The organism is Streptomyces sp. NPDC001407, from assembly GCF_042895325.1.
Classification (GTDB): domain Bacteria; phylum Actinomycetota; class Actinomycetes; order Streptomycetales; family Streptomycetaceae; genus Streptomyces.
In genome coordinates this window covers 74,458-99,562 of sequence record NZ_JBIAWF010000001.1, presented here as the reverse complement: position 1 = coordinate 99,562, position 25,105 = coordinate 74,458, and the positions used below count along the sequence as shown (strand labels likewise).

At 70.6% G+C, this 25,105-nt stretch carries 22 protein-coding genes; 14 read left to right on the top strand and 8 right to left on the bottom strand.

The genetic code is table 11. From position 1 onward, the window contains the following. Positions 1–8 precede the first annotated feature (8 nt). The 3 genes from ilvN (at position 9) to serA (ending at position 3,459) form a co-directional block, all read left to right on the top strand. Positions 9–533, top strand: coding sequence for an acetolactate synthase small subunit (gene ilvN / locus ACFY1P_RS00480; protein WP_361528134.1), 525 nt, complete (start codon positions 9–11; stop codon positions 531–533). Between the two features lie 102 nt (positions 534–635). Then, positions 636–1,634 (top strand): ketol-acid reductoisomerase, encoded by a 999-nt coding sequence (gene ilvC / locus ACFY1P_RS00475; protein ID WP_361528132.1) that lies wholly within the window; start codon positions 636–638, stop codon positions 1,632–1,634. 220 nt (positions 1,635–1,854) lie between these two features. Continuing rightward, on the top strand, positions 1,855–3,459 hold the full coding sequence (serA, locus tag ACFY1P_RS00470; RefSeq protein ID WP_361528130.1) for a phosphoglycerate dehydrogenase: 1,605 nt from the start codon (positions 1,855–1,857) through the stop codon (positions 3,457–3,459). 47 nt (positions 3,460–3,506) lie between these two features. Here the strand turns inward: serA and ACFY1P_RS00465 are convergent, their stop codons facing one another. Genes ACFY1P_RS00465 through uppS form a run of 3 tightly spaced genes read right to left on the bottom strand, consistent with a single transcriptional unit; the run spans position 3,507 to position 6,400 of the window. After that, positions 3,507–4,586, bottom strand: a complete 1,080-nt coding sequence (locus tag ACFY1P_RS00465) for a Rieske 2Fe-2S domain-containing protein (protein ID WP_390749243.1) — start codon at positions 4,584–4,586, stop codon at positions 3,507–3,509. 6 nt (positions 4,587–4,592) lie between these two features. Further along, on the bottom strand, positions 4,593–5,666 hold the full coding sequence (locus ACFY1P_RS00460) for a terpene synthase family protein (protein ID WP_361526007.1): 1,074 nt from the start codon (positions 5,664–5,666) through the stop codon (positions 4,593–4,595). Positions 5,667–5,692: 26 nt separating this feature from the next. After that, a complete protein-coding gene (gene uppS / locus ACFY1P_RS00455; protein WP_390749242.1) occupies positions 5,693–6,400 on the bottom strand; it encodes a polyprenyl diphosphate synthase in 708 nt (235 codons plus the stop codon). Positions 6,401–6,782: 382 nt separating this feature from the next. Between uppS and ACFY1P_RS00450 the strand changes: the two genes are divergently transcribed. Continuing rightward, a complete protein-coding gene (locus ACFY1P_RS00450; protein WP_361526011.1) occupies positions 6,783–7,124 on the top strand; it encodes a hypothetical protein in 342 nt (113 codons plus the stop codon). A gap of 82 nt (positions 7,125–7,206) precedes the next feature. On the opposite strand, the gene ACFY1P_RS00445 is transcribed toward ACFY1P_RS00450, so the two are convergent. Further along, the gene (locus tag ACFY1P_RS00445) at positions 7,207–8,760 is read right to left on the bottom strand and encodes an MFS transporter (RefSeq protein WP_390749241.1); all 1,554 of its coding nucleotides are present in this window, start codon (positions 8,758–8,760) and stop codon (positions 7,207–7,209) included. A gap of 96 nt (positions 8,761–8,856) precedes the next feature. Here ACFY1P_RS00445 and ACFY1P_RS00440 point away from each other — a divergent pair, with 96 nt between their 5' ends. Together ACFY1P_RS00440 and ACFY1P_RS00435 are read left to right on the top strand one after the other, a co-directional pair. Next, entirely contained in the window at positions 8,857–9,489 is a 633-nt protein-coding gene (locus ACFY1P_RS00440; RefSeq protein WP_361526016.1) for a TetR/AcrR family transcriptional regulator, read from the top strand. Positions 9,490–9,663: 174 nt separating this feature from the next. Continuing rightward, positions 9,664–9,867: a ferredoxin gene (locus tag ACFY1P_RS00435; RefSeq protein WP_361526018.1), complete on the top strand. Its 204-nt coding sequence runs from the start codon at positions 9,664–9,666 to the stop codon at positions 9,865–9,867. A 9-nt stretch (positions 9,868–9,876) separates the two neighbouring features. Here the strand turns inward: ACFY1P_RS00435 and ACFY1P_RS00430 are convergent, their stop codons facing one another. Then, on the bottom strand, positions 9,877–11,127 hold the full coding sequence (locus ACFY1P_RS00430) for a PucR family transcriptional regulator (RefSeq protein WP_390749240.1): 1,251 nt from the start codon (positions 11,125–11,127) through the stop codon (positions 9,877–9,879). A gap of 234 nt (positions 11,128–11,361) precedes the next feature. Here ACFY1P_RS00430 and ACFY1P_RS00425 point away from each other — a divergent pair, with 234 nt between their 5' ends. The 3 genes from ACFY1P_RS00425 to ACFY1P_RS00415 all read left to right on the top strand — a co-directional run bounded on the left by ACFY1P_RS00425 (position 11,362) and on the right by ACFY1P_RS00415 (position 14,409). After that, positions 11,362–12,288 carry a proline dehydrogenase family protein gene (locus tag ACFY1P_RS00425; RefSeq protein ID WP_361526024.1) on the top strand — a complete coding sequence of 309 codons (927 nt, stop codon included), beginning with the start codon at positions 11,362–11,364 and terminating at the stop codon, positions 12,286–12,288. A 45-nt stretch (positions 12,289–12,333) separates the two neighbouring features. Then, positions 12,334–13,965, top strand: coding sequence for an L-glutamate gamma-semialdehyde dehydrogenase (pruA, locus tag ACFY1P_RS00420; RefSeq protein ID WP_390749239.1), 1,632 nt, complete (start codon positions 12,334–12,336; stop codon positions 13,963–13,965). 300 nt (positions 13,966–14,265) lie between these two features. Next, the gene (locus tag ACFY1P_RS00415) at positions 14,266–14,409 is read left to right on the top strand and encodes a hypothetical protein (protein WP_361526030.1); all 144 of its coding nucleotides are present in this window, start codon (positions 14,266–14,268) and stop codon (positions 14,407–14,409) included. Positions 14,410–14,463: 54 nt separating this feature from the next. Here ACFY1P_RS00415 and ACFY1P_RS00410 read toward each other — a convergent pair whose 3' ends face one another. Further along, positions 14,464–16,062 carry a purple acid phosphatase family protein gene (locus ACFY1P_RS00410; protein WP_390749238.1) on the bottom strand — a complete coding sequence of 533 codons (1,599 nt, stop codon included), beginning with the start codon at positions 16,060–16,062 and terminating at the stop codon, positions 14,464–14,466. A 130-nt stretch (positions 16,063–16,192) separates the two neighbouring features. Between ACFY1P_RS00410 and ACFY1P_RS00405 the strand changes: the two genes are divergently transcribed. The 4 genes from ACFY1P_RS00405 to cimA all read left to right on the top strand — a co-directional run bounded on the left by ACFY1P_RS00405 (position 16,193) and on the right by cimA (position 21,834). Continuing rightward, positions 16,193–17,236 (top strand): 3-isopropylmalate dehydrogenase, encoded by a 1,044-nt coding sequence (locus ACFY1P_RS00405; protein ID WP_361526036.1) that lies wholly within the window; start codon positions 16,193–16,195, stop codon positions 17,234–17,236. A 196-nt stretch (positions 17,237–17,432) separates the two neighbouring features. After that, complete coding sequence (locus ACFY1P_RS00400) at positions 17,433–18,521, top strand: branched-chain amino acid aminotransferase (protein WP_361526038.1); 1,089 nt, start codon at positions 17,433–17,435, stop codon at positions 18,519–18,521. A gap of 117 nt (positions 18,522–18,638) precedes the next feature. Continuing rightward, positions 18,639–19,955 (top strand): MFS transporter, encoded by a 1,317-nt coding sequence (locus tag ACFY1P_RS00395; protein WP_361526041.1) that lies wholly within the window; start codon positions 18,639–18,641, stop codon positions 19,953–19,955. A gap of 280 nt (positions 19,956–20,235) precedes the next feature. Further along, complete coding sequence (cimA, locus tag ACFY1P_RS00390) at positions 20,236–21,834, top strand: citramalate synthase (protein ID WP_361526043.1); 1,599 nt, start codon at positions 20,236–20,238, stop codon at positions 21,832–21,834. A gap of 228 nt (positions 21,835–22,062) precedes the next feature. On the opposite strand, the gene ACFY1P_RS00385 is transcribed toward cimA, so the two are convergent. Beyond that, positions 22,063–22,695: a TetR/AcrR family transcriptional regulator gene (locus ACFY1P_RS00385; RefSeq protein ID WP_390749237.1), complete on the bottom strand. Its 633-nt coding sequence runs from the start codon at positions 22,693–22,695 to the stop codon at positions 22,063–22,065. 105 nt (positions 22,696–22,800) lie between these two features. Here ACFY1P_RS00385 and ACFY1P_RS00380 point away from each other — a divergent pair, with 105 nt between their 5' ends. Beyond that, a complete protein-coding gene (locus ACFY1P_RS00380) occupies positions 22,801–24,354 on the top strand; it encodes an FAD-dependent monooxygenase (RefSeq protein ID WP_390749236.1) in 1,554 nt (517 codons plus the stop codon). Between the two features lie 12 nt (positions 24,355–24,366). On the opposite strand, the gene ACFY1P_RS00375 is transcribed toward ACFY1P_RS00380, so the two are convergent. Beyond that, positions 24,367–25,011 carry a YceI family protein gene (locus ACFY1P_RS00375; RefSeq protein WP_361526052.1) on the bottom strand — a complete coding sequence of 215 codons (645 nt, stop codon included), beginning with the start codon at positions 25,009–25,011 and terminating at the stop codon, positions 24,367–24,369. Positions 25,012–25,105: the final 94 nt, after the last annotated feature.

Sequence of the window (25,105 nt, the reverse complement as noted above, 5' to 3'; positions counted from 1 at the left end):
AAGAGACCATGACCAAGCACACGCTCTCCGTCCTCGTGGAGAACACCCCCGGCATCCTCACCCGGATCGCCGCGCTGTTCGCCCGCCGCGGCTTCAACATCGACTCGCTCGCGGTCGGCGTCACCGAACACCCCGACATCTCCCGCATCACCATCGTCGTCAACGTCGAGTCGCTGCCGCTGGAGCAGGTCACCAAGCAGCTCAACAAGCTCGTCAACGTGCTGAAGATCGTCGAGCTGGAGGACAGCGCCGCGATCCAGCGCGAGCTGGTCCTGGTGAAGGTCCGCGCCGACAACGAGACCCGCTCCCAGATCGTCGAGATCGTCCAGCTCTTCCGCGCCAAGACCGTCGACGTCTCCCCGGAGGCCGTCACCATCGAGGCCACCGGCGGCAGCGACAAGCTGGGCGCGATGCTCAAGATGCTGGAGCCGTTCGGCATCAAGGAGCTCGTGCAGTCGGGGACGATCGCCATAGGGCGCGGCGCCCGCTCCATCACCGACCGCAGCCTGCGCGCCCTGGACCGCACGGCCTGACGGCCCGCCCTTCCGCATAACGAGACCCGAAGACTTTCCCCCGCCCACCCGGCATACGGTGGGACGCACAACCGGAAACCCGGAAAACAAGGAGATACCTCAGTGGCAGCCGAGCTGTTCTACGACAACGACGCCGACCTGTCCATCATCCAGCGCCGCAAGGTCGCGGTCCTGGGCTACGGCAGCCAGGGCCACGCCCACGCGCTGTCGCTGCGCGACTCCGGCGTCGATGTCCGGGTGGGCCTGCACGAGGGCTCCAAGTCCAAGGCGAAGGCCGAGGAGCAGGGCCTGCGCGTGGTCACCCCCGCCGAGGCCGCGGCCGAGGCCGACGTCATCATGATCCTGGTGCCGGACCCGATCCAGGCCAAGGTCTACGAGGAGTCCGTCAAGGACAACCTCAAGGACGGCGACGCGCTGTTCTTCGGCCACGGCTTCAACATCCGCTTCGGCTTCATCAAGCCCCCGGCCGGCGTGGACGTCTGCATGGTCGCCCCCAAGGGCCCGGGCCACCTGGTGCGCCGTCAGTACGAGGAGGGCCGCGGCGTGCCGTGCATCGCGGCCGTCGAGCAGGACGCCTCCGGCAACGCCTTCCAGCTCGCCCTCTCCTACGCCAAGGCCATCGGCGGCACCCGCGCCGGCGTCATCAAGACGACCTTCACCGAGGAGACCGAGACCGACCTCTTCGGCGAGCAGGCCGTGCTCTGCGGCGGTGCCTCCGCGCTGGTGAAGGCCGGCTTCGAGACCCTGGTCGAGGCGGGCTACCAGCCGGAGATCGCGTACTTCGAGTGCCTCCACGAGCTCAAGCTGATCGTGGACCTGATGTACGAGGGCGGCCTGGAGAAGATGCGCTGGTCGGTCTCCGAGACCGCCGAGTGGGGCGACTACATCACCGGCCCGCGCATCGTCACCGACCAGACCAAGGCCGAGATGAAGAAGGTCCTGGGCGAGATCCAGGACGGCACCTTCGCCAACAACTGGATGAAGGAGTACGAGGCGGGCCTGCCGAAGTACAACGAGTACAAGAAGGCCGACGAGGACCACCTGCTGGAGACCACGGGCAAGAAGCTCCGCAAGCTCATGAGCTGGGTCGACGACAAGTAGCCGGTCCCGGGCGCGGGTCCTCGCCGGCTTCGGGGACCCGCGCCCGGTCACGCCGGGGTGACGTTTCTCCGCACGCACCCGAGGGGGTTCCAACCCCCGATACACTGCGGAGCATCAACGCGTCAGGCTCACAGCGTCGTGCGTCACACGCGGCTGCCCTTCACCGCCTTCGGCCGTCGGGACGGCCGTCCGCAAAGGACTAGTGAGGACTGAGGACCACGTGAGCACAGCTTCGTCCCGTAAACCCGTCGTACTCATCGCGGAAGAGCTCTCCCCCGCGACCGTCGACGCCCTGGGCCCGGACTTCGAGATCCGGCACTGCAACGGCGCGGACCGCGCCGCCCTGCTGCCCGCCATCGCCGATGTGGACGCCGTCCTCGTCCGCAGCGCCACCAAGATCGACGCCGAGGCGGTCGCGGCCGCCAAGCGGCTGCGGGTCGTCGCGCGCGCCGGTGTCGGCCTGGACAACGTCGACGTCGCCGCCGCCACCAAGGCCGGCGTGATGGTCGTGAACGCCCCGACCTCCAACATCGTCACCGCGGCCGAGCTCGCCTGCGGCCTGCTGATCGCCACCGCCCGCAACATCCCGCAGGCCAACTCCGCCCTGAAGAACGGCGAGTGGAAGCGCTCGAAGTACACCGGCGTCGAGCTCTCCGAGAAGACCCTCGGCGTCGTCGGCCTCGGCCGCATCGGCGTGCTCGTGGCCCAGCGCATGTCCGCGTTCGGCATGAAGATCGTCGCGTACGACCCCTATGTGCAGCCCGCGCGGGCCGCCCAGATGGGTGTCCGGCTGCTGACGCTGGACGAGCTGCTGGAGGTCGCGGACTTCATCACCGTCCACCTGCCCAAGACGCCCGAGACGCTCGGTCTCATCGGTGACGAGGCCCTGCACAAGGTCAAGCCGTCGGTGCGGATCGTCAACGCCGCGCGCGGCGGGATCGTGGACGAGGCGGCGCTGGCCACCGCGCTGAAGGAGGGCCGGGTCGCGGCCGCGGGCCTGGACGTCTACACCCAGGAGCCCTGCACGGACTCCCCGCTCTTCGAGTTCGACAACGTGGTCGCCACCCCGCACCTGGGCGCCTCCACGGGCGAGGCGCAGGAGAAGGCGGGCATCGCGGTCGCCAAGTCGGTGCGCCTCGCGCTGGCCGGCGAGCTGGTGCCGGACGCGGTCAACGTCCAGGGCGGCGTCATCGCCGAGGACGTCAAGCCCGGCCTGCCGCTCGCCGAGAAGCTCGGCCGGATCTTCACCGCCCTCGCGGGCGAGGTCGCGGTCCGGCTCGACGTCGAGGTCTACGGCGAGCTCACCCAGCACGACGTGAAGGTGCTCGAACTCTCCGCGCTCAAGGGCGTGTTCGAGGACGTCGTCGACGAGACCGTGTCGTACGTCAACGCCCCGCTGTTCGCGCAGGAGCGCGGCGTCGAGGTCCGGCTGACCACCAGCTCGGAGTCGGCCGAGCACCGCAACGTCGTGACCGTGCGCGGCACGCTCTCGGGCGGTGACGAGATCTCCGTCTCCGGCACGCTCGCGGGCCCCAAGCACCTCCAGAAGATCGTCGCGGTCGGCGACCACGACGTGGACCTGGCGCTCGCCGACCACATGGCCTTCCTCCGCTACGGCGACCGCCCCGGTGTCGTCGGCACGGTCGGCCGGATCCTCGGCGAGGCGGGCATCAACATCGCCGGCATGCAGGTTTCCCGCGCGGTGGAGGGCGGCGAGGCACTCGTCGCCCTGACCGTCGACGAGTCCATCCCGGCCCCGGTCCTCGCCGAGATCGCGGAGGAGATCGGCGCGGTGTCGGCGCGTGCGGTGAATCTGACGGACTGAGGCAGGGCGGCGGGCGGGCCGGACCACGGGTCCGGCCCGCCCCGTCCTCAGAGCTTGGCCCGCGCGAAATAAGCGTCGGGGTCCTGGCCCTCAGGGGTGGGATAGAACTGGCGGGACCACTTGCGATGGGCCCCGATGGGGCCGTCGCCGCCGGCGAGCCTGGGCGGCGCGGTGAACCGCTTGTGGTGGAACACCCCGAGGTCGCGGGCCGCGTCCTTCCTGGTCTGCCAGAAGATGGGGTACTGAAGCAGCCGCAGCGCCTTCCGGGAGAGCCGTGCGCCGATGGACCCGGGCGTGCCGGGGCGGTCGAGGAATTCCAGGCCGGCCGCGAGGCTGTAACGCATGCGGCCGGGGCCTATGGGCGTGGCGAGCAGCCAATTGACGGAGTAGAGGCCGTATTCGCGCATTTCCACGTTGATGTTGGCGCCGGCCAGCCCCGGGAACTGGTTGAGGAAATCGGATTTCGCGACGACCGGGCCGATCCTGCGCCCGGCCCTCATCGTCACCCGGCCGAAGGGGCCGTCGTACGCCGGGGGCACCACGACTTCGAGGTCGACCAGCCCGTGCAGATAGGTGAGATGGGTGTAGTCGACGACGTTCTCCGAGACGTCCTGGGGATATCCGCCGAGATCGGTGATCCGGTAGACGGGGTCGCGGGCGTGTTCGAGCCCGGTGAGGCCGGCGGTCAGGTCCCAGGTCGGGCCCGTGTTCTCGTGATGGTGCCAGACCCAGACGATCCCCCATTCCTCCCGCAGCGGAAGCATGGACAAGGAGATGTCCGGAGCGGGTCCGTAGGGGCTGTGGACGCAGTCCCCGTTCGTCGAATAGCGCAGATGGTGGAAGGGGCACTGCAGTTCCTCGCCCCGCACCGTGCCACCGACTCCGAGGTGCGCGCCGAGGTGGGGGCAGTAGGGGCGGGTGGCCTTGAGAGTGCCCCGCCTGGTGCGGAACACGACGAGGTCCTCGCCCATGAAGGGAACGGTGTGGACGCTTCCGGGGGCCCACATGTCGGAGAATCCCGCGCAGAACCATCCGTTGGGGTAAGGCAGGGCGGGCCGGCCGTCCCCGTATCCGGGCCGGGCTTCATCGGGGAAACGATGGACTCGCGCAGCCGCATTCTTGCGCAATTCTTGTCACCTTCCTTGGGCCGGGCCGGTGGGGGCGGGAGTCAGGAATCCTTCCTTGCGCTTGTACCGCAGGCACGTCTCCTGCCAGCGGTAGTAGCCGGACAGCGCGTCCTGGAGGACCTGGATGCCGCGCAGGATGTCCTCCTTGTGCCTGGCGTGCGGGTCGTCGGCGATATCGGTGAGGCCGCGCAGTCGCTCGGCGATCCTGCGGAAGTCGCGCAGGCGCTGCTGGGTCATGTATGCGACGTGGTGCGCTGCCGTCTGAAGTCCGATGTCCCGGTCCTGGCGCAGGACGAGGACGAGATTGTGGGGGTTGCGGTAATGCAGGTCCTTGCGGACGGTGAACGTGTCGTTGGACCAGAGCCACAGCTCGGCCGCCATGTCGCGGAGTTCGTAGAAGAGCCCCCGGTGGAGGTGGTCGGGGATGTCGGCACCCTGGAGCCCTTCCAGGACGTCGATGCTGGGCCGGGTGGCTCCGTTGATCACGCGCAGACGTAAATAGCCGTCCGTGTCCGGGAGTTCTTCCGCCGACCGATTGCCGACCTCGGTTTCCATGGCACTCAGATACTGCTTGACGTGTGCCGCGAAGCGGCCGCGCGGATGTCCGGGAAAGTAGTCGTAGAAATCGCCCCACAGATCGGCCAGGGCGCGGGCGAGGGGGAAGCCGAGGCCGGGGGCGTCCGGCGGCGGGGGCGGATCCTGGCTCAGGAGCCGGTCGAGCACGGCCTTGCGGTCCTTGAACGCCTCGGGGTTCCTGCCGAGCGGCCCGTCGTCGAAGATGTCGTCCCACAGGAACAGCCAGGCGACCCACTTGGCCATGAGAACGGCGCCGCGGGTGTCGGTGCGCGGGCACCACCAGCCGGAGAACAGGCCGCACTGCATGTCGATCATGCGTTGCCGGGCCGCGTCGTCGGTCAACAGGCCGAAGTCCGCCGCCCACTTCCGGGCCGCCCGCTCGGCCCGTTCGTGGTCCGGATTGAGGATCACGGGCCACGGCATGTGGTATTCGGGGACCTCGTACCGGGCCAGGGCAGCCACGTCCTTGCCGTGGGTGTCGTCGAACAGCCTGGGCTTGGGCACGTCACTTCTCCCGGTGGGTACGGTCATCAGCTCCCGTGGCGGCGCTGTCGGCCGGCGAACCACCGTCTGGCCTCGTCGAAGTCACCGCGGGTGAAGTCCGGCCAGAGGGTGTCCGTGAAGTACAGCTCGGCGTGGGCGGCCTGCCACGGCATGAACCCGGAGAGGCGTTGCTCGCCGGAGGTGCGGATGACGAGATCGATGTCGGGCTGGCCGGCGGTGGAGAGGTGCCGGCCGACGGCGCTCTCGTCGATCGGGCAGGTGCGCTCTTCCGGGGTGCGCTCGTGGAGCAGGGACCGGATCGCGGTGACGATGTCGGCGCGTCCGTCGTAGGCGACGGCGATGGTGAGGGTGCCCGCCCGCTGCGCCCTGGCGGACCGCAGCGCGAGGGTGCGCAGCCGGACGGTGTGGTGGGCGGGGATCCGGTCGAGGTCCCCGACGAGGCGGATGTGCCACCGGGTGGTGGTGACGATCCTTTCGAGCCCGTGGGTGACGCTGTCCAGGATCTGCGCGACCTCCTGCGGGCGGCGGTGCAGGTTGTCCTGGGACAGAGCCCAGACCGTGACCGCGCGGACCCCGGCCTGTTCGCACCAGCTCACCAAGTCGTGGACGCGCAGGGCCCCTTGACGGTAGGCCTGCTCCAGCGGCACGCGCCGGCTCTGGGCCCACCGGCGGTTCCCGTCCAGGATCACGGCGACATGGCGCAGTTCCGGCTCTCGGGCTGTCAGCGCCGGCATGGTTCGTCCCGCTCGGGCGCGTCCAGGTCCGGGACGACATAGCCCACAGTGCGACCTCCCCCCGACTCCCAGATGTATTCCGCGAGTACCGAGGCGTATACCGCGTCAGGGGGGCGCGCGGAGCGAACAGAGGCACTTGACCGCACTGGGCACGCGGACATGACACGCCATCCCCGGGTGAGCCGTCGCGCTCCGGCGCGCCGGTGTGCCGCGACGGTCGGGTGCCGGGCGGAGCAGGGTCGTGCCCCGCATGCGAATTCCACGTCGGAGGGCGAATGCGTGAACGTTCCTGCCGGGTAGCCCTCGCCCGGGGCCCGTTCGGGGTCCCGGGACGACAGGGGGCTCGCGCGAGGAGCGGGGCTCCCGGAGGAGGGGATGCTGGATGAGGTTTCCCACGCGTACGGCCGTCGCCGTAGTGGCCGCGATCGCCGCGCTCGGCGGTCTGGGCGCCGTCGCCACCACGGCCCAGGCGGCCGGTGACAGAGCCGGGGCCGTCGCGGAGCCGCAGCGGCCGATGGACAACGTGCCCGCGCCGAGCTGTTCCGACAACAACAACACGGTGCCGTGCTGGGAGTACCAGACCTGGTACTGGACGTACGACAACTGCAACAAGGCGGGCACCAGCGCCGTGGACGCCGACCGCGGCAAGTTCGACAACCACGTGTGCGCGCTCACCGGCAACGGCGTCGGTGTCGGCCTCTGGCTGCACAAGCTGCACGACTGAGCGGACGGCGAAGGCCGTGGACGCGCGCCCGCACCCGGGCGCCGTCCACGGCCTTCGTGTCCGAGCTGTCAGTGCCGAACAATCAGTGCCGGGCGGCCTGTTGAGCGGCCTGTCGAGGGGCCGCCTCCTCCGTGCGTACGTTCCGCAGCGCCGCCACCGTGAGCACCGCCGCGACCAGCAGGATCAGCGTGCCGCCGACGGCGGCGATGTTCATGCCGTGGGTGAACGCCTCGCGGGCCGTGGTCAGCACGCTTTCTCCCGCGCGCCCCGGCAGCCGGGCCGCGACCCCGGCCGCGCCGCCGAGCGTCTCGCGCACCGCGGCGAGCGTGCCGGGCGGCAGTCCGGCGGGGAGCGAGCCGGTGACGTCGTGGCGGTAGACGGCCACGCCGACGCTGCCGAAGAGCGCCATCCCGAGCGCGCCGCCGAACTCCTGGCCGGTCTCCAGCAGCGCGGCCGCGCTGCCGGCCTTCTCCGGCGGGGCGGTGCCCAGCGCCATGTCGGAGACCAGCGCCATCACGGTGACGATGCCGCAGCCGACGACCGCCGACCCGGCCAGCGTGAGGACCAGCGAATCCGTGCCGCAGAGGCCGAGCAGCGCGTAACCGGCGGCGGCGATCACGAAGCCCGCGGCGATGACGTACGCCTTGTGGATCCGCGCGCCCGCCGTCGTGGCCAGCGGCGCGGCGGCGCCCACCGCGAGCGACGGCAAGGTGCCCCACAGGGCGGCCTCCAACGGGCTCTTGCCCAGGACCGACTGGAGGTACTGCGTGGTGAAGTAGGCGGAGCCCATCATCCCGAACGCGGCGACGGTGTTGATCGCGATGCCCGCCCCGAAGGCGCGGTGCCGGAAGAGCTCACGGCTGATCATCGCGTCCCGCCGGGAGCGCTGGCGGTGGACGAAGACGGCACCGACGGCCGCCCCGACGACCACGCACACCGCCCTGGCCACGGTGAGACCGTCGGCGGCGATCTCCTTGAGGCCGTAGATCACCGGCAGTACGGCGCCCATCGACAGCGGCACGCTCAGCAGGTCGAAGCGGCCCGGCGCGGGGTCCTTGAACTCCGGTACGAGCAGCGGGACCAGGATCAGCAGCAGTGCCATCGCGGGCACGTTGACCAGGAAGACCGAGCCCCACCAGAAGTGGTCGAGCAGCAGACCGCCCAGCACCGAGCCCAGCGCGATGCCGCCCGCCATGGCCCCGGACCAGATCCCGATCGCCTTGGTGCGCTGCGCGTCGTCCTGGAACATGTTGCGCACCAGCGCCATCGTGCTGGGCATCAGGGTCGCGCCGCCTATGCCGAGCACGGCCCGTGCCGCGATGAGCATCTCCGCGCTCTGCGCGTAGGCGGCGGCGACCGAGGCGGCGCCGAACGCCGCGGCCCCGAACAGCAGCAGCTTGCGGCGGCCGATCCGGTCGCCGAGCGAACCCATGGTGATCAGCAGCCCCGCGAGGGCGAAGGCGTAGCTGTCGAAGATCCACAGCTGCTGGGTGGCGCTCGGCGCCAGCTCCCTGCCGATGGCCGGGATGGCGAAGAAGAGGACGGACACGTCCATGGAGACCAGGAGGAGAGGGAGCAGGAGGACGACGAAGGCCGTCCACTCCTTGCGCCCGGCACGAGGGCTGGGGTTCGTCATGACGGGAACTATACGAGCGTCTTAAACGCTTGTCTAGAACACTTGTATAAGACGGGCGTCTAGTACGCGTGTATGGCCCGGCGCTAGGCTGCTGACATGGGACATCGTGAAGATCTGCTCGCCGGTGCGAAGGCGTGCCTGCTCGAAAAGGGCTGGGTGCGCACCACCGCGCGCGACATCGTGGCGGCCTCCGGCGCCAACCTCGCCTCGATCGGCTACCACTACGGCTCGAAGGACGCGCTGATGATGGCGGCGTTCATCAAGATGACCGAGGAGTGGGGTGACTCGATGACCCGCGCCGTCCAGGACGGCGCGCCCGCGAGCGCCTCGCGGGCGGAGCTCCTCACGGCGAAGCTGGACACGCTGAACGCCGGGTTCGCGGAGAGCCGGCGGTTCTGGGAGCTCCAGCTGGAGGTGGTCGGTCAGCTGGGGAGCAATCCGGAGCTGAAGAAGTGGTTCGCCGGGGTGTTCCCGGAGGGCCGGGAAGGCATGTTGACGATCTTCGAGGGCCTCGACGGCAGCCATGTGGACGAGGAGGCGAAGCGGACCACGGGCGCCTTCTACCACGCCCTGTTCATCGGCATGTGGGTCCAGTGGGTCATCGAGGCCGAGTCCGCGCCGACCGGCACGGAGCTGGTCGAGGGGATGCGCCGCGCGCTCGCCGGGCAGGTCTTCGGATCGCGTCCGGCCCCGGACGAGGGGGCCCCGGCCGGCGGCGAGGACGCCTGACCGATCCGGCGCCACCCCGGAGATCCGCGGAAACGTGTGCCGTATTGCGTCGTTGTACCGGATGTGGCCGGATTACGCGTAGCCGACCGCGGTGGAGCGGCCTGCACTTGAGGCACGCGGGCCGGCTGCGCCGACCCCGTCACCTGGTGACGACTTCACGGAACGGAAACCACCATGAGCACCTTCCGCATCTCCATCGACTCCGACCTCTGCGTCGGCTCGGGCCAGTGCGCGCTGACCGCGCCCAGCGTCTTCACCCAGGACGACGACGGCTACGGCGCCGTGGTCCCCGGCCGCGAGGACGGCGGCGGCGACCCGCTGGCCCGCGAGGCGGTGCGCGCCTGCCCGGTCCAGGCGATCACCGCGGCGGAGGAGTAGCGCCCGCCCCTACAACCGGCCCGCCTTCAGGGCCATGTGGAGCAGCAAGCGGCCCTCGCCGTCGTCCAGGTCCAGGCCCGTGAGCTGCTCCACCCGGGAGAGGCGGTAGTAGAGCGTCTGCCGGTGTATGCCCAGCGCCGCCGCCGTGCGGCCCGCCTGGCCCGCGCAGTCGAGGAAGACCTCCGCCGTGCGGGCCAGTTCCGTGTGCGCCGGGGCCAGCAGCGGACGTACGGAAGGGTCCGCCGCGGCCTCCGCCGGCAGTGCGGACAGCACGCGGTACGGTCCGATGCCCGACCACTCCGCCACCGGCCCCAGCCGTGCCTCCGCCCCGGCCGCCCGCGCCGCCGCCAGCGCCTCGCGCCAGGCCGTGGGCAGCTCCGCGAGCCCCCGGCGCGGGGCGCCGAGCCCGGCCGTGGCCCGTACGGCGCGGCCGCCCGCAGCACCGCCCGCGCGGGGCGAGCGCAGCAGCCGGTCCGCCGCCGTGAGCGCGGGCGCCGGGGCCGTCGTCGCCCGCAGCCGGATCAGCGCGGCCAGTGCCGCCGAGCCGTCCGGCAGGGAGTCCGGCACCGCGCACAGCGCCGCGACCCCCGACTGCCCGGCCAGCGCCGAACCCGCCCCGGCCCCCTCCGCGCCGTCCGCCTCACCCGGCTCGCCGTCGGCGTCGCCCGCCGCCCGCCAGGGCGCCACCGCGACCACGGCCAGCGGCCCGTCACCCGCCGTGCCCAGCGCGTCCCGCAGGGCGGCCCGCGCCGCGTCCCGGCCCGCGGGCCGCCCGGTCAGCAACTCCCGCAACAGCTCGCCCAGCTCGGCGCCCGCGCGGGCCTCCGCCGCCAGCAGCGCCCCGATCCGGGTGGCCGTCTCCATCGCCTGCGCGAGCCGCGGGTCCGCCAGCGGCGCGGAGAGGTCCAGCCCGGACAGGTGCTCGTCGTCCAGCAGCCACACATAGCCCAGCACCACGCCCCGATGGCGTACGGGCAGACAGATGCGGCCCTTGAAGACCCCGGCCGCCGGATCCGGCGGGATCCGCAGCGGCGCCTGGGCCCGCGCGATGCCGAACGCCTCGAACCACGCCCGGACGGCGGCCGTCGACCGCCGCTGGAGGATCGACCGGGTCCGCACCGGGTCCATCGTCAGCTCGACGTCGTCGTCACTGTCGTGGGCGCCGAAGGCGATCAGCCCGAAATCGCGGTCCTCCAGGGTCGCGGGCGCGCCGAGCGCGGCCGATATCTCGTCCACGAGCTGCTGATAGTCGCCGCGCATCGCCCCGCCGCGCTCCCTTCGGACCTGGGGCCCCTTGGTGCGGACCCGTTATGGCCCGAATTCGCCCCCCCGGTTTCATGTGCTGCTCACTATTGTCATACATGTGTCTGAGATCCGGGCCACGGATGCGTGACAGCTGTCGATGGCCGAGGATCGCTGTGATCTCTAGTTTTCACGATGAGTTACTTATGCCGCCCCCCGCCGTGGGGCCGGCCGTCATCGTGGAGGTGCCCAGTGCTGGGTCCTGTGCTGCTCGCCGCGTCCCGCAGCGACGCCATCCGCCGTCTCGTCTCGGCCGCGCCGGGCACCAAGCAGGTGGTCGCCCGCTTCATCGCCGGCGAGACCCTCGACCAGGTCATCCCGATCGTGAAGGACGCCGCGGCCGAGGGGCTGGAGGTCACCCTCGACGTGGTCGGCGAGGACATCACCACGGTCGAGCAGTCGTACGCCGCCCGCGACGCCTACCTCGCGCTGATCGAGCGCCTCAAGGAGCTCGATCTCGGTGTGAAGGCCGAGATGTCGGTCAAGCTCTCCATGTTCGGCCAGGCGCTGGAGGGCGGCCACGAGCTGGCGCTCGCCAACGTCCGCCCGGTCGTCGAGGCCGCCGCCGCTATCGGCACCACGGTCACGCTCGACGCCGAGGACCACACCACCCTCGACTCGATGTTCGCGATCCACGAGGAGCTGCGGCGCGACTTCCCGCAGACCGGCTGCGTCATCCAGGCGTACCTCTTCCGCACCGAGGACGACGCCCGCCGCCTCGCCGCGGCCGGCAGCCGGGTGCGTATTGTGAAGGGTGCGTACAAGGAGCCCGCCTCCGTCGCGTACCAGGACAAGGCCGAGATCGACAAGGCGTACGTCCGCATCGTCAAGATCCTGATGGCGGGTGAGGGCTACCCGATGATCGGCTCGCACGACCCGCGGCTGATCGCCATCTCGCAGGAACTGGCCCGGCAGGCGGGGCGCAAACTGGACGAGTACGAGTTCCAGATGCTCTACGGCATCCGCAGTGAGGAGCACGTCCGGCTGGCCGCCGAGGGCCACCGGATGCGGGTCTACACCGCGTACGGGACCGACTGGTACGGCTACTTCATGCGACGCCTCGCCGAGAAGCCCGCCAACCTGCTGTTCTTCGCCCGGTCCATCCTCACCAAGGGCTGAGCCGCCCGATCCCCCCTGACGAGCCCCGAAGGAGAAACGGAACCCATGGACGCCGTTACCCAGGTCCCCGCCCCGGTCAATGAGCCGGTGCACAGCTACGCCCCCGGTTCCCCCGAGCGCGCCCGTCTCGAGGCCAAGCTCAAGGAGCTGGCGGGCAACCCCATCGACCTGCCGATGACGATCAACGGCGAGAAGCGGATGGGCGGCGGCGAGCCGTTCCAGGTCGTGCAGCCGCACAACCACGCCGCCGTGCTCGGCACGTTCAACAACGCCACGCGGCAGGACGCGCAGGACGCCGTCGACGCCGCGCTCGCCGCCGCCCCGGCCTGGCGCGCGATGTCCTTCGACGACCGCGCCGCGATCATCCTGCGCGCGGCCGAGCTGCTGGCGGGCCCCTGGCGCGAGACGCTGGCCGCCTCCACCATGCTGGGCCAGTCGAAGACCGCGCAGCAGGCCGAGATCGACACCCCGTGCGAGCTCGTCGACTTCTGGCGCTTCAACGTGCACTTCGCGCGCCAGATACTCGCCGAGCAGCCGGTCGCCAACTCCACCGGCGTGTGGAACCGCAGCGACCACCGGCCGCTGGAGGGCTTCGTCTACGCGATCACGCCCTTCAACTTCACCGCCATCGCCGGCAACCTGCCGACCGCCCCGGCCCTGATGGGCAACGTGGTCGTCTGGAAGCCGTCCCCGACCCAGACCCACTCCGCCGTGCTGCTGATGCAGCTGCTGGAGGAGGCGGGCCTGCCCAAGGGCGTCATCAACCTGGTGACCGGTGACGGCCTCGCCGTCTCCGAGGTGGCCCTGAACCACCCCGAGCTGGCCGGCATCCACTTCACCGGTTCGACCAAGACCTTCCAGTACCTCTGGAAGACGGTCGGCAACAACATCGAGAACTACCGGTCCTACCCGCGCCTGGTCGGCGAGACCGGCGGCAAGGACTTCGTCGTCGCCCACCCGAGCGCCGACCGCGCCATCCTGAAGACCGCGCTGACCCGTGGCTCCTTCGAGTTCCAGGGCCAGAAGTGCTCGGCCTCCTCCCGTGCCTACATCCCGCGTTCCATCTGGGAGGACGGCTTCAAGGAGGAGTTCGCGGCCGAGGTCGACGGCATCACCATGGGTGACGTCACCGACCTGTCGAACTTCATCGGCGCCGTCATCGACGACCGCTCCTTCGCGAAGAACAAGGCCGCGATCGACCGCGCCAAGGCCGACCCGAGCTGCACGATCGTCGCCGGTGGCACGTACGACGACTCCGTCGGCTACTTCGTCCGCCCGACGGTCATCGAGTGCACCGACCCGGCGAACGAGGTCTTCACGACCGAGTACTTCGGCCCGATCCTCGCCGTGCACGTCTACGAGGACGGCGACTTCGACGCGATGCTGGCGCAGATGGAGTCCGTCTCGGCGTACGCCCTGACCGGCTCGGTCATCGCGCAGGACCGCGCCGCGGCCGCCGACGCGATGGAGAAGCTGCGCTTCGCCGCGGGCAACTTCTACATCAACGACAAGTCGACGGGTGCCGTCGTCGGCCAGCAGCCCTTCGGCGGCGGCCGCGCCTCGGGCACGAACGACAAGGCCGGTGCCGCGTCCAACCTGATGCGCTGGACGTCGACCCGCTCCATCAAGGAGACCCTGGTCCCGCCGACCGACTACCGCTACCCGCACATGGGCTGACCTGCCCTTCACTGATCCCCGCCCCCGTCCGGCCCCCCAGCCGGGCGGGGGCGGCGTCATGTCCCGGGCACGCCCGCCGTCTCAGATAGTAGGAAGACCGAGTATTCGGGGAGACACCGCCGCCGCCCTGTCCTAGCGTGGAGGAAGCCGAAACTTCCGCTCCATCGAGCGACAGCGGCCCCGGCCGGTGTGCCCCGAGCAGGTGATCCCTGCGGCACCCGCCCCGCGCCCTCCTCCCGGCTCCGTCCGACCCTTCTCGGGGATCAGCCAGACGACTCAGTAAGAGGAGACGTGACTTCCATGCCCGAAACCGCAGCCCGCAGGACCCGCCGCACGCCCCGTCCGGCCGAGAGCGCCGAGCACAAGGCCGACCGGGTGAACGCCGCCGCAGCGCTCCAGCGCGCGCTGGACCGACGCGACAACGGCGGCGTGACGGGTCACTAGTTCTTCGAAGCGCCCTTAGCCCTTCGACCCTCCGCTCCGCGTGACGTCGCTGTGCTAGCCCTTCGACCCTCCGCTCCGCGTCACGTCGAAGTGATCCACGCGCTCGCCGCTCTCCGCCAGCGCCGTCACCCGCAGCCGCGGCCGCGGGCCGGGCTCGGACTCGACCGCCAGGAACGAGTAGCCGGTGTAACGCACACGGGACCACTCCACCGTCTCCTTGTGCTGGCCCCCGCCCTTCACCCAGTGGTACGTGGGCACGCTCTCCTGGTCCTTGACGTGGCCCTCGTAGCTGTCCGGTGCCGGGAAGTCGTACAGCGACTTGCCGGCACCGCCCGCGGTGACGTACACGACGCCGTCGCGGGTGGAGTCGACGGAGCCGCCGATCGGGAGCTTCCTGCCGACCCCGGTGCCGCGGATCGCGTCGGTCCGCTCGTAGACGTGGTTGTGGCCGTTGATGACGAGATCGACCTTGTGCTTCTCGAAGAGCGGCAGCCACGCGTCGCGCACGCCGCCGTCCGAGGCGTGGCCGTTGGTGGTCGAGAAGGCGCAGTGGTGGAAGAAGACCACGATGAAGTCGAGGCCCCGCTGCTTGCGCAGCTCGCCCAGGCGCCGGTCGAGCCAGCGGGTCTGCTTGCCGCCGGTGTAGCCGGTGTTGGCGGTGATCTCGTACGAGACGTCGTTGGCGTCGAGCGCGACGACGCCGACGTTGCCGTAGACGAAGGAGTAGACGCCGGGCGAGTTCTTCGCGTCGATGCCGTTGCCCGGCAGCGTCCAGCGGGCGTTCTGGCCGCCGTAGCCGTCGGGGGAGTACCAGGCCTCCATGTCGTGGTTGCCGGTGGTCACCATCCAGGGCACCGACTTGGCCACCGACTCGGTCTGGGCCAGGAACTGGTCCCACACTCTGGCGTCGTAGTGGTCGGTGGGCTTGCCGGCGCCGTCGTCGTCGGCGTAGCAGATGTCACCGGCGTGCAGGTGGAAGGCCGGGTTCTGGCCCAGGATCAACTGGTCGTTGGCGAGGGCGTTGTAGCTGACGCCCTGGTCGCCGAAGGCGGTGAAGACGAACTTCTGCGCGCGTGCCGGGGCGGTGGTGAAGGTGCCTATGGTCGAGAAGTGGGCGGGGTCGGCCGGGTCGAAGCCGTCGTGGCCGACGCCGTAGTAGTAGGTCTGGCCGGGGCGGAGGTTGTCGAGGGCGGCGTGCAGATAGACCTGGTCGACGGCCGGGAGCTTCTTGGACAGCGCCGGGGTGTGCAGGTCCCGCACCTCCGCGTCGATGCGGTGGCTGAGGTCCCAGGGCTTCAGGCCCACCCGCAGATACGGCCGCCTGACGGCGAACGGCACCTGCCAGGAGACCCGCATCTGCGTCTTGGGGTCGGCGCCGAAGGCGAGGTGGCGGCCGAAGGGCGCCACGTGCTTGCCGTCCACCTTGGTGGTCGCGGCCGAGGTGAGCAGGGTGGGGGAGAGCGCCGGTGCCGCGGCGTACGCGCTCGTACCGCCGCCGCCCAGCAGGCCCGCGCCCGCGACGGCGCCCGCCGTCACGGCTCCGGCGCGGAGCATGCCGCGCCGCGTCAGCTTGGTCCGCAGATATTCGTGCTGCTCGGCCATCGTCATGCGGCTCGCGAGCTTGTCGGGGATGCCTACCCGTGGTGTGTCCATGACGCAGAACGTGCCAGGGATCGGCGACCTGAATGAGGACTTTGCATGAACGCGACCTATACGAATCGCAATCTGTCCGTATGGTGGACGCGGTGTGTCATCCAGCGGGACGGCGGAGTACGGTCCGGTCATGTCTCGCAGCCTTCGCCTCGCAGTCATCCCCGGTGACGGAATCGGCCGGGAAGTCGTCGCCCAGGGCCTCAAGGTCCTTGGTGCCGTGCTCCCTTCGGACGTCAAGCTGGAGACCGAGGAATACGACCTCGGTGCCCGCCGCTGGCATGCCACCGGCGAGACCCTGCCGGACGCCGAGCTGGAGTCCCTCAAGCGGCACGACGCGATCCTGCTCGGCGCGATCGGCGACCCCTCCGTCCCCTCCGGGGTGCTGGAGCGCGGGCTGCTGCTCAAGCTGCGGTTCGCCTTCGACCACTACGTGAACCTGCGCCCGTCGAAGCTCTTCCCCCGCACCGCCACCCCGCTCGCCGGCCGCCCCGAGATCGACTTCGTCGTCGTACGCGAGGGCACCGAGGGCCCGTACACCGGCAACGGCGGCAGTCTGCGCACCGGCACCCCCGCCGAGGTGGCCACCGAGGTCAGTGTCAACACCGCGTACGGCGTGGAGCGCGTGGTGCGCGACGCCTACGAGCGCGCCCGCACGCGGCCCCGCAAGAAGCTCACGCTCGTGCACAAGAACAACGTCCTCGTGCACGCCGGCCACCTCTGGAAGAGCATTTTCGACCGGGTCGGCGAGGAATACCCCGAGGTCACCACCGACTATCTGCACGTCGACGCCGCGACGATCTTCTTCGTCACCCAGCCCGAGCGCTTCGACGTGATCGTCACCGACAACCTCTTCGGTGACATCCTCACCGACCTCGCGGCCGCCGTCACCGGTGGCATCGGCCTCGCCGCCTCCGGCAACATCAACCCCGGCGGCGCCTTCCCGTCGATGTTCGAGCCGGTCCACGGCTCCGCGCCGGACATCGCGGGCACCGGCAAGGCGGACCCCACGGCCACCGTCCTGTCCGTGGCCCTGCTGCTGCGCCACCTCGGCCACGAGAGCGAGGCGGCGCGCATCGAGACCGCCGTGAGCGAGGATCTCGCGGAGCGCGGCAACGCCTTCCGCACCACGGACCAGATCGGTGACGCGCTCGCGCTGCGAGTAGCCGCCGGCTAGTCCCACCTGCTGTGCTACCGCGCGGTTGGGTGCGACCATCGACCCCGGGCCGCGTAACACATTTTCCGTCCACGGCCCCACGAGCGATAATCGAACGTGGGGCCGCGGTACGAGGGGAATCTCGGACGTCCCGTACCGAACGGGACGGAGCTTGAGTTCGCGGTCCGCCACACACAAAGGTGAAGGACACGGATTCATGACGACGCCCACGATCGAGCTCAAGCCTTCCTCGCACCCGCTGTCGGACGCCGAGCGGGAACGGATCCTGGCCGACCCCGGTTTCGGCCGCCACTTCACCGACCACATGGTGACCATCAAGTGGACCGAGGGACGCGGCTGGCACGACGCCCAGCTCGTCCCGTACGCGCCGCTGTCGATCGACCCCGCGAACATGACGCTGCACTACGCGCAGACGATCTTCGAAGGCGCCAAGGCGTACCGCCAGCCCGACGGTTCGGTCGCCATCTTCCGCCCGGAGGAGAACGCCAAGCGCCTCCAGGCGTCCGCGCGCCGCCTGGCCATGCCCGAGCTGCCCGTCGAGACCTTCATCGAGGCGTGCGACGCGCTCGTCACCCAGGACAAGGCGTGGGTGCCGAGCTCCGGCGAGGCCTCTCTCTACCTCCGCCCCTTCATGTTCGCCACGGAGGTCGGCCTGGGCGTCCGCCCGGCCAACGAATACCTCTTCGTCGTCATCGCCTCGCCCGCCGGCGCCTACTTCCCGGGCGGCGTCAAGCCCGTCTCCGTGTGGCTCTGCGAGGAGTACGTGCGCGCCGCTCCCGGCGGCACGGGCGCCGCGAAGGCCGGCGGCAACTACGCCGCCTCCCTCGTCGCCCAGGCCCAGGCCGCCGACAAGGGCTGCGACCAGGTGGTCTGGCTGGACGCCCTCGAGCGCCGCTGGATCGAGGAGATGGGCGGCATGAACCTGTACTTCGTGTACGGAGACAAGATCGTCACCCCGGAGCTCACCGGCTCCCTGCTGCCGGGCATCACCCGCGCCTCGCTGATGACGATCGCCGCCGACCTCGGCTACGAGGTCACCGAGGGCCGGATCTCCGTCGACGACTGGAAGAACGGCAACGCCGACGGCACCCTCACCGAGGTCTTCGCCTGCGGCACCGCCGCCGTGATCACCCCGGTCGGCTCGGTCAAGTCCACGCGCGCCGACTGGACGGTGGCCGACGGCAAGCCCGGCGAGGTCACCATGAAGCTCCGCAAGGCGCTCCTCGACATCCAGACCGGCGCCACCCCGGACACCCACGGCTGGATGCACCCGCTCGGCGGCTGAGACCGCTCCGGCAGTGCGTACTTGCGTGCGCGGTGATCACAACGCACGCAAGTACGCATGATCGTTGTCGCTCGGACCCTTGTCCGAAACCCCGCTGTTCCGCCACCGTGATCGACCATGGGACAGCACTGGAAGAAGATCTGGGTCGGCTCGGCCGGCAACATGGTCGAGTGGTTCGACTGGTTCGTCTACGCGAGCTTCGCGACCTACTTCGCGGGAGCCTTCTTCCCCGCGGGCAATGACACCGCCAAGCTCATGAACACCGCGGGCATCTTCGCGGTGGGCTTCTTCATGCGGCCGGTCGGCGGCTGGCTGCTCGGCCGGGTCGGCGACCGCAAGGGCCGCAAGGCGGCGCTCACCCTGACCGTCTCGCTGATGTCGGCGTCCGCCGTGCTGATCGCCGTCGCCCCCACCTACGCGGTCGCGGGCTACGGCGGCGTCGCCGTCCTCCTCGTCGCCCGGCTGCTCCAGGGCCTCTCCGTCGGCGGCGAGTACGCGGCCAGTGCCACCTATCTCACCGAGGCGTCCGCGCCGGGCCGCCGCGGCTTCGCCTCCAGCTTCCAGTACGTCTCGATGACCGCGGGCCAGATCCTCGGCCTCGCCCTCCAGATCATCCTCCAGCACACCCTCTCCAACGGCGAACTGCACAGCTGGGGCTGGCGCATCCCCTTCGTCGTCGGCGCGCTCGGTGCCGCCGTCATCTTCTATCTGCGGCGCAACATGCTGGAGACGGAGGCCTACGAGGAGATCGGCGAGGCGGACGCGGCGGAGCGGGAGGAACGCGGCACGATCCGCGCGCTGCTGCGGCACAAGCGGGAGGCGTTCCTCGTCGTCGCGCTCACCATGGGCGGCACGGTCGCGTATTACACGTACACCACCTACCTCACGAAATACCTCTCCAACAGCGCGGGCCTGTCCAAGCAGACCGCGACCCTGGTCAGCTTCTGCGCGCTGATCGTCTTCGCCTGTCTCCAGCCGCTCGCCGGGGCGCTCTCGGACCGCGTCGGCCGCCGCCCGCTGCTGATCACCTTCGCGGTGGGCTCCACGTTCCTCACCGTGCCGATCATGACCATGCTCAAGCACGCGGGCTCCTTCTGGCCCGCGCTCGGCCTGTCGCTGCTCGCCCTCGTCGTCGTCACCGGCTACACGTCGATCAACGCGTGCGTGAAGGCCGAACTCTTCCCGACCGCCATCCGCTCCCTCGGCGTCGCCCTGCCGTACGCCGTGGCCAACGCCCTCTTCGGCGGCACGGCGGAGTACGTGGCCCTGTGGTTCAAGAACGCGGGCGTGGAATCGGGCTTCTATTGGTATGTGGCGGGCTGCGCGGCCGTCTCCCTGGTCGTCTATCTGACGATGCGCGAGACGCGGGACATCGACCTGAAGGGGAAGCGGCGCGAGGAGGCGACCCGCTCGCCCGAGGTGACCGCATCGTGAGACCGGGCCGCACCAGGAGCGGCCTCGTGCCAAGATGGCCCCGTGCTTCACCTCGCCATGATTATGGGCAGTGAGCGCGCCGGTCCGCAGTGACCCCGCCGTACTCACGACGTACGGCGCGGCCACCGTCGTCCCAGACCCGCGCGCAGACCTCTCGCACCCGCGAGAGGTCTTTTCGTTTCCCGGCACCACCTCCGCCGGAGCCGAGGGCGCGCGACCATGAGGGGACGGTGGAACCGGTCAGTCCGGTAGACCGAGATCCGACAGGAGCCAGAGCAGCATGACGGACGCAACCGACGACAGCTTCCACGTCTTCGACACCACCTTGCGTGACGGCGCGCAGCGCGAAGGCATCAACCTCACCGTCGCGGACAAGCTGACCATCGCCCGGCACCTGGACGACTTCGGCGTCGGCTTCATCGAGGGCGGCTGGCCGGGCGCGAACCCCCGGGACACCGAGTTCTTCCAGCGGGCCCGCGAGGAGATCGACTTCAAGCACGCGCGGCTCGTCGCGTTCGGCGCGACCCGCAAGGCGGGCATCCGCGCCGAGGACGACCCGCAGGTCGCGGCGCTCCTCGCCTCGGGCGCACCCGTCATCACGCTGGTCGCCAAGTCCCACGACCGCCATGTCGAACTCGCCCTGCGCACCACGCTGGAGGAGAACCTCGCGATGGTGCGCGACACCGTCTCCTACCTCCGGGCGCAGGGCCGGCGCGTCTTCGTCGACTGCGAGCACTTCTTCGACGGCTACCGCGCGAACTCCCGCTACGCGACGCAGGTCGTGCGCACCGCGCACGAGGCGGGCGCCGACGTGGCCGTCCTCTGCGACACCAACGGCGGCATGCTGCCCGCACAGGTCGAGGCCGTCGTGCGCACCGTGGCCGCCGACACCGGGGCGCGGCTCGGCATCCACGCGCAGGACGACACGGGCTGCGCGGTCGCCAACACCCTCGCCGCCGTGGACGCGGGCGCGACGCACGTGCAGTGCACGGCCAACGGCTACGGCGAGCGCGTCGGCAACTCCAACCTCTTCCCGGTCGTCGCCGCCCTGGAGCTCAAGTACGGCCGCAAGGTGCTGCCCGAGGGCTCGCTCGCCGAGATGACCCGGATCTCGCACGCCATCGCCGAGGTCGTCAACCTCACGCCCTCCACCCACCAGCCCTACGTCGGCGTCTCCGCCTTCGCGCACAAGGCCGGGCTGCACGCTTCCGCGATCAAGGTCGACCCGGACCTCTACCAGCACATCGACCCGGAGCGCGTCGGCAACACCATGCGGATGCTGGTCTCCGACATGGCCGGCCGGGCCTCCATCGAGCTCAAGGGCAAGGAGCTGGGGATCGACCTGGGCGACGACCGCGAGCTGATCGGCCGCGTCGTCGAGCGCGTCAAGGAGCGGGAACTGGCGGGGTACACCTACGAAGCGGCCGACGCCTCCTTCGAGTTGCTGCTGCGCCAGGAGACGGAGGGCCGGGCGCGCCGCTACTACCGGGTGGAGTCCTGGCGCGCCATCGTCGAGGACCGCCCGGACGGCACGCACGCCAACGAGGCGACGGTGAAGCTGTGGGCCAAGGGCGAGCGCATCGTCGCCACCGCCGAGGGAAACGGCCCGGTCAACGCCCTGGACCGGGCCCTGCGCGTGGCCCTGGAACGCATCTATCCCCAGCTCGCGGCCCTGAAGCTCACCGACTACAAGGTCCGCATCCTGGAAGGCAGCCTGGGCACGGGCTCCATCACCAGGGTCCTGGTCTCGACGAGCGACGAGAGCGGCGAGTGGTCGACGGTGGGCGTGGCGGAGAACGTCATCGCGGCGTCGTGGCAGGCACTGGATGACGCTTACGCGTACGGCTTGCGGAGGGCGGGGGTGGAACCGCAGGAGTAGGGGGCAAAGGGTGCGTAACCGGTCCGGCGTTTGAGGACAACGCGGCGAAGCCGTGTTGCGGGGTCCGGGGCGGAGCCCCGGTTTCGGGAAGGGGCGGGGCTGGGGAACAATCGCCGCCGCAGGCGCCCAACCCACCCGCCCCCGGGGCCGGGGCGGATCCGTGCCGGGGGCCCGGGGCACGCGCCCCGGTTTCGGGAAGGGGCGGGTAGGGGAAATCCCCCGCCCACCTCAGCCGTACACAACCCCCACCCCGCCCTCCAGCAACCCGTACGCCACCTCCGCATCCGCACAAGCAACAGGCAACACCTCCCCCGCACTCAACCCACCGTTCAGCCGCGCCCAGTTCACCCGCGCCAACCGCTGCTGCACCGCCACGATCTGCGCCGCGGCCAGCCGGGCCGTGAGCTCGTCGCCACCGGTCTCGGCGAGCACTGAGGCCAGCTCCTCCTCGTCCCGCTCCGCGTACCGCACCAGCCGCGCCACCAGGCTCGGCGTCGTGAAGACCATGTCGTGGAAGGCCAGCACGGCGGGGTGGTCGCAGAGGCCCGTGACCGGGTCGTGTGCTTCGAGGCGGTCGAGGAAGTGCGTGCGCAGCGCGGCCAGCGGCGACTGCCCGGCCGCCCGCTCCCGCACCACGCGGGCCGCTTCGCCCTGGTGATCGGCGATGCGGTGCAGGACGAGGTCTTCCTTGGACGGGAAATAGCGGAAGAGCGTCGGCTTGGATACCTCCACCGCGGCGGCCACGTCCGCGACCGACACCTGGTCGAAGCCGCGCGCGAGGAAGAGCTCGATCGCCGTCTCGGACAGCGCCTGTCGTGTGCGCTGCTTCTTGCGTTCCCGCAGTCCGGTCTCGTCAGTCACGGATTCACTCTATCAGGTCGCGTTACCCGGAATCGTTTGTTACTCGGTTGCATTTTCTCTCCGCGAGGGCTTTGATGGACGCATCGAACGACGGAGGGACACCGCATGACCACCACCGCAGTGCTGATCGTGGGCGCCGGGCCGACGGGGCTGACGCTGGCCTGCACGCTCGCCCGGGCCGGGATCCCGGTGCGGATCGTCGACAAGTCGCCCGAATTCCACGGGGGTTCGCGCGGCAAGGGGCTCAACCAGCGCAGCCGGGAAGTGCTCGCGGACCTCGGCATGGGGGAGGAGTGCACCGCGGCGGGCAACCCCCGCCTGATCTACCGCAAGTACCGGGACGGCGCCGTGATCGCCGACCATGTGCCCCAGGAGGACGCGGCCCCCACGCCCGACGTGCCGTACGCGACGGGGCTGTGGATACCCCAGTGGCGGACGGAGGAGATCCTCCGGACGAAGCTCGCGTCGTACGGCGTCCGGGTCGAACTCGGCACCGAGGTCACCGAGTTCACGCAGGACGAGTCCGGGGTGACGGCCGCGCTGGCGGACGGGCGGCGCGTCCGGGCCTCGTATCTCGTGGGCTGCGACGGCGCCCGCGGCATGGTCCGCAAGGCGCTCGGGCTGGCCTTCGACGGGGAGACCGCGCCGGAGCTGGCCCTCGTCGGGGACGTCGAGGTCGAGGGCGGCCTGGACCGGGGTTACTGGCACCAGTGGATCGACGAGGACGGCGCCGTCCTGCTCTGCCCCCTGCCCGGCACCGAGCGCTGGCAGCTCCAGAGCTCACCGGAGCGCGACGCCGAGGGGCGGTACGAGGAGCCGTCCCTGGAGCTGTTCCAGCGGCAGCTCGACCGGCACGCGCGGATACCGGGGCTGCGGCTGACCAACCCGGGCTGGCTCTCCACCTATCGCGTCAACGTCCGGATGGCCGAGCGTTTCCGGGTCGGCCGGGTCTTCCTCGCGGGCGACGCCGCCCACATCCACTCGATCGCCGGCGGCCTCGGCATGAACACCGGCATCCAGGACGGTTACAACCTCGGCTGGAAGCTCGCGCTCGTCGCGAACGGCCTGGCGGGGGAGGCGTTGTTGGAGACCTATGAGGAGGAGCGGCTGCCGGTGGCCGCCTGGACCTTGAAGATCACCAACGAGCGGCTGCGGGCCGTCATGGAGGGGACGCGGAAGGCGGGGGTCGGCACGGAGGCGGGAGCCGGCCGGGACCTCACGACCCTGGGCGTCGGCTATGCCTGGAGTTCGCTGGCGTGGGGCGGGCGGGCGGCGGGGGAGCGGGCACCGGACGCGCCGTGCCGCGACGCCGCGACCGGCGAGCCGGTCGGGCTCTTCGAGGTCTTCGCGGGCCCCCGGTTCACCCTGCTGGGCTTCGGTCCGCGCAGCGCCGACGCGCTAGCGAGGGTGTCGGCCGCCTGCGGCACCCTGGTCCGCACGTGCCTGGTCGACGGGGGCGGGGAGGGGCTGGCGGATCCCGATGGGCACGCGTGGAGGGCGTACGGCATGGCGGGACGGGAGGAGCCGGCCGCGGACGGGCCGGGGAAGGAAGGCGCGGGCGGCCTGGTGCTGGTGCGGCCCGACAACCACATCGCGTGGACGGCGGCGGTGGACCGAGGCGCTGAGGTCGTCGACCGTCTGGAGCGCCTCGGCCGCTGACACCGCACCGGGTCAGGCCGACGGAGCGGACTTGACGGCGGAGATGTCGAAGGTCAGCTTCACCTTGTCGCTGACCATCACACCACCGGTCTCCAGGGCGGCGTTCCAGGTCAGGCCCCAGTCGGAGCGCAGGATCTCGGCACTGCCCTCGAAGCCGACCCGCTCGTTGCCGTAGACGTCGGTGGCCGAGCCGTTGAACTCCAGGTCGATGGAGAGGGGGCGGGTGACGTCCTTGATGGTGAGGTCGCCGGTGATGCGGTAGCGGTCGCCGCCGAGCTGCTGGGCGGTGGTGGAGCGGAAGGTCATCAGCGGGAAGCGCTCGGCCTCGAAGAAGTCGGCGCCGCGCAGGTGGGCGTCGCGGTCCTTCATGCCGGTGTCCACACTCTCGATCCGCACGTCCAGGGAGGCGGTGGAGCGGGAGGGGTCGGAGCCGTCGAGGCGCAGGGTGCCCTCGTGCTCGGTGAACGAGCCCTTGACGTTGGTGACCATGGCGTGGCGGACGGTGAAGCCGATGCTGCTGTGGGTCGGGTCGACGGTGTATTCGCCGGTCAGGGCGGCCAGCGCGGGGTCCACGGCGAGGGCGGTGGCCGAGGTGCCGGACGTGTCGAGGGTGGCGGTGGCCGTGGAGGTGCCGCGCTTGCGGGTGAAGAGTGCCATGACTGCTCCTGGGGAAGGAAGGTGGTTGTTGAAGGTTCAACGAGAACGACGGTAGCGCGATCTGGTTCAAGTTTCAACATCCCGCGAGAGGGGT

What these genes read in the sequence shown, in the direction of transcription:
- ACFY1P_RS00410 (WP_390749238.1), bottom strand. Translation starts at nt 16,062, where the DNA reads ATGGACACACCACGGGTAGGCATCCCCGACAAGCTCGCGAGCCGCATG.
- ACFY1P_RS00405 (WP_361526036.1), top strand. Translation starts at nt 16,193, where the DNA reads ATGTCTCGCAGCCTTCGCCTCGCAGTCATCCCCGGTGACGGAATCGGC.
- ACFY1P_RS00450 (WP_361526011.1), top strand. Translation starts at nt 6,783, where the DNA reads ATGAGGTTTCCCACGCGTACGGCCGTCGCCGTAGTGGCCGCGATCGCC.
- cimA (WP_361526043.1), top strand. Translation starts at nt 20,236, where the DNA reads ATGACGGACGCAACCGACGACAGCTTCCACGTCTTCGACACCACCTTG.
- ACFY1P_RS00400 (WP_361526038.1), top strand. Translation starts at nt 17,433, where the DNA reads ATGACGACGCCCACGATCGAGCTCAAGCCTTCCTCGCACCCGCTGTCG.
- ilvN (WP_361528134.1), top strand. Translation starts at nt 9, where the DNA reads ATGACCAAGCACACGCTCTCCGTCCTCGTGGAGAACACCCCCGGCATC.
- ACFY1P_RS00435 (WP_361526018.1), top strand. Translation starts at nt 9,664, where the DNA reads ATGAGCACCTTCCGCATCTCCATCGACTCCGACCTCTGCGTCGGCTCG.
- ACFY1P_RS00445 (WP_390749241.1), bottom strand. Translation starts at nt 8,760, where the DNA reads ATGACGAACCCCAGCCCTCGTGCCGGGCGCAAGGAGTGGACGGCCTTC.
- ACFY1P_RS00375 (WP_361526052.1), bottom strand. Translation starts at nt 25,011, where the DNA reads ATGGCACTCTTCACCCGCAAGCGCGGCACCTCCACGGCCACCGCCACC.
- ACFY1P_RS00395 (WP_361526041.1), top strand. Translation starts at nt 18,639, where the DNA reads ATGGGACAGCACTGGAAGAAGATCTGGGTCGGCTCGGCCGGCAACATG.
- ACFY1P_RS00430 (WP_390749240.1), bottom strand. Translation starts at nt 11,127, where the DNA reads ATGCGCGGCGACTATCAGCAGCTCGTGGACGAGATATCGGCCGCGCTC.
- ACFY1P_RS00440 (WP_361526016.1), top strand. Translation starts at nt 8,857, where the DNA reads ATGGGACATCGTGAAGATCTGCTCGCCGGTGCGAAGGCGTGCCTGCTC.
- pruA (WP_390749239.1), top strand. Translation starts at nt 12,334, where the DNA reads ATGGACGCCGTTACCCAGGTCCCCGCCCCGGTCAATGAGCCGGTGCAC.
- ACFY1P_RS00415 (WP_361526030.1), top strand. Translation starts at nt 14,266, where the DNA reads ATGCCCGAAACCGCAGCCCGCAGGACCCGCCGCACGCCCCGTCCGGCC.
- uppS (WP_390749242.1), bottom strand. Translation starts at nt 6,400, where the DNA reads ATGCCGGCGCTGACAGCCCGAGAGCCGGAACTGCGCCATGTCGCCGTG.
- ACFY1P_RS00380 (WP_390749236.1), top strand. Translation starts at nt 22,801, where the DNA reads ATGACCACCACCGCAGTGCTGATCGTGGGCGCCGGGCCGACGGGGCTG.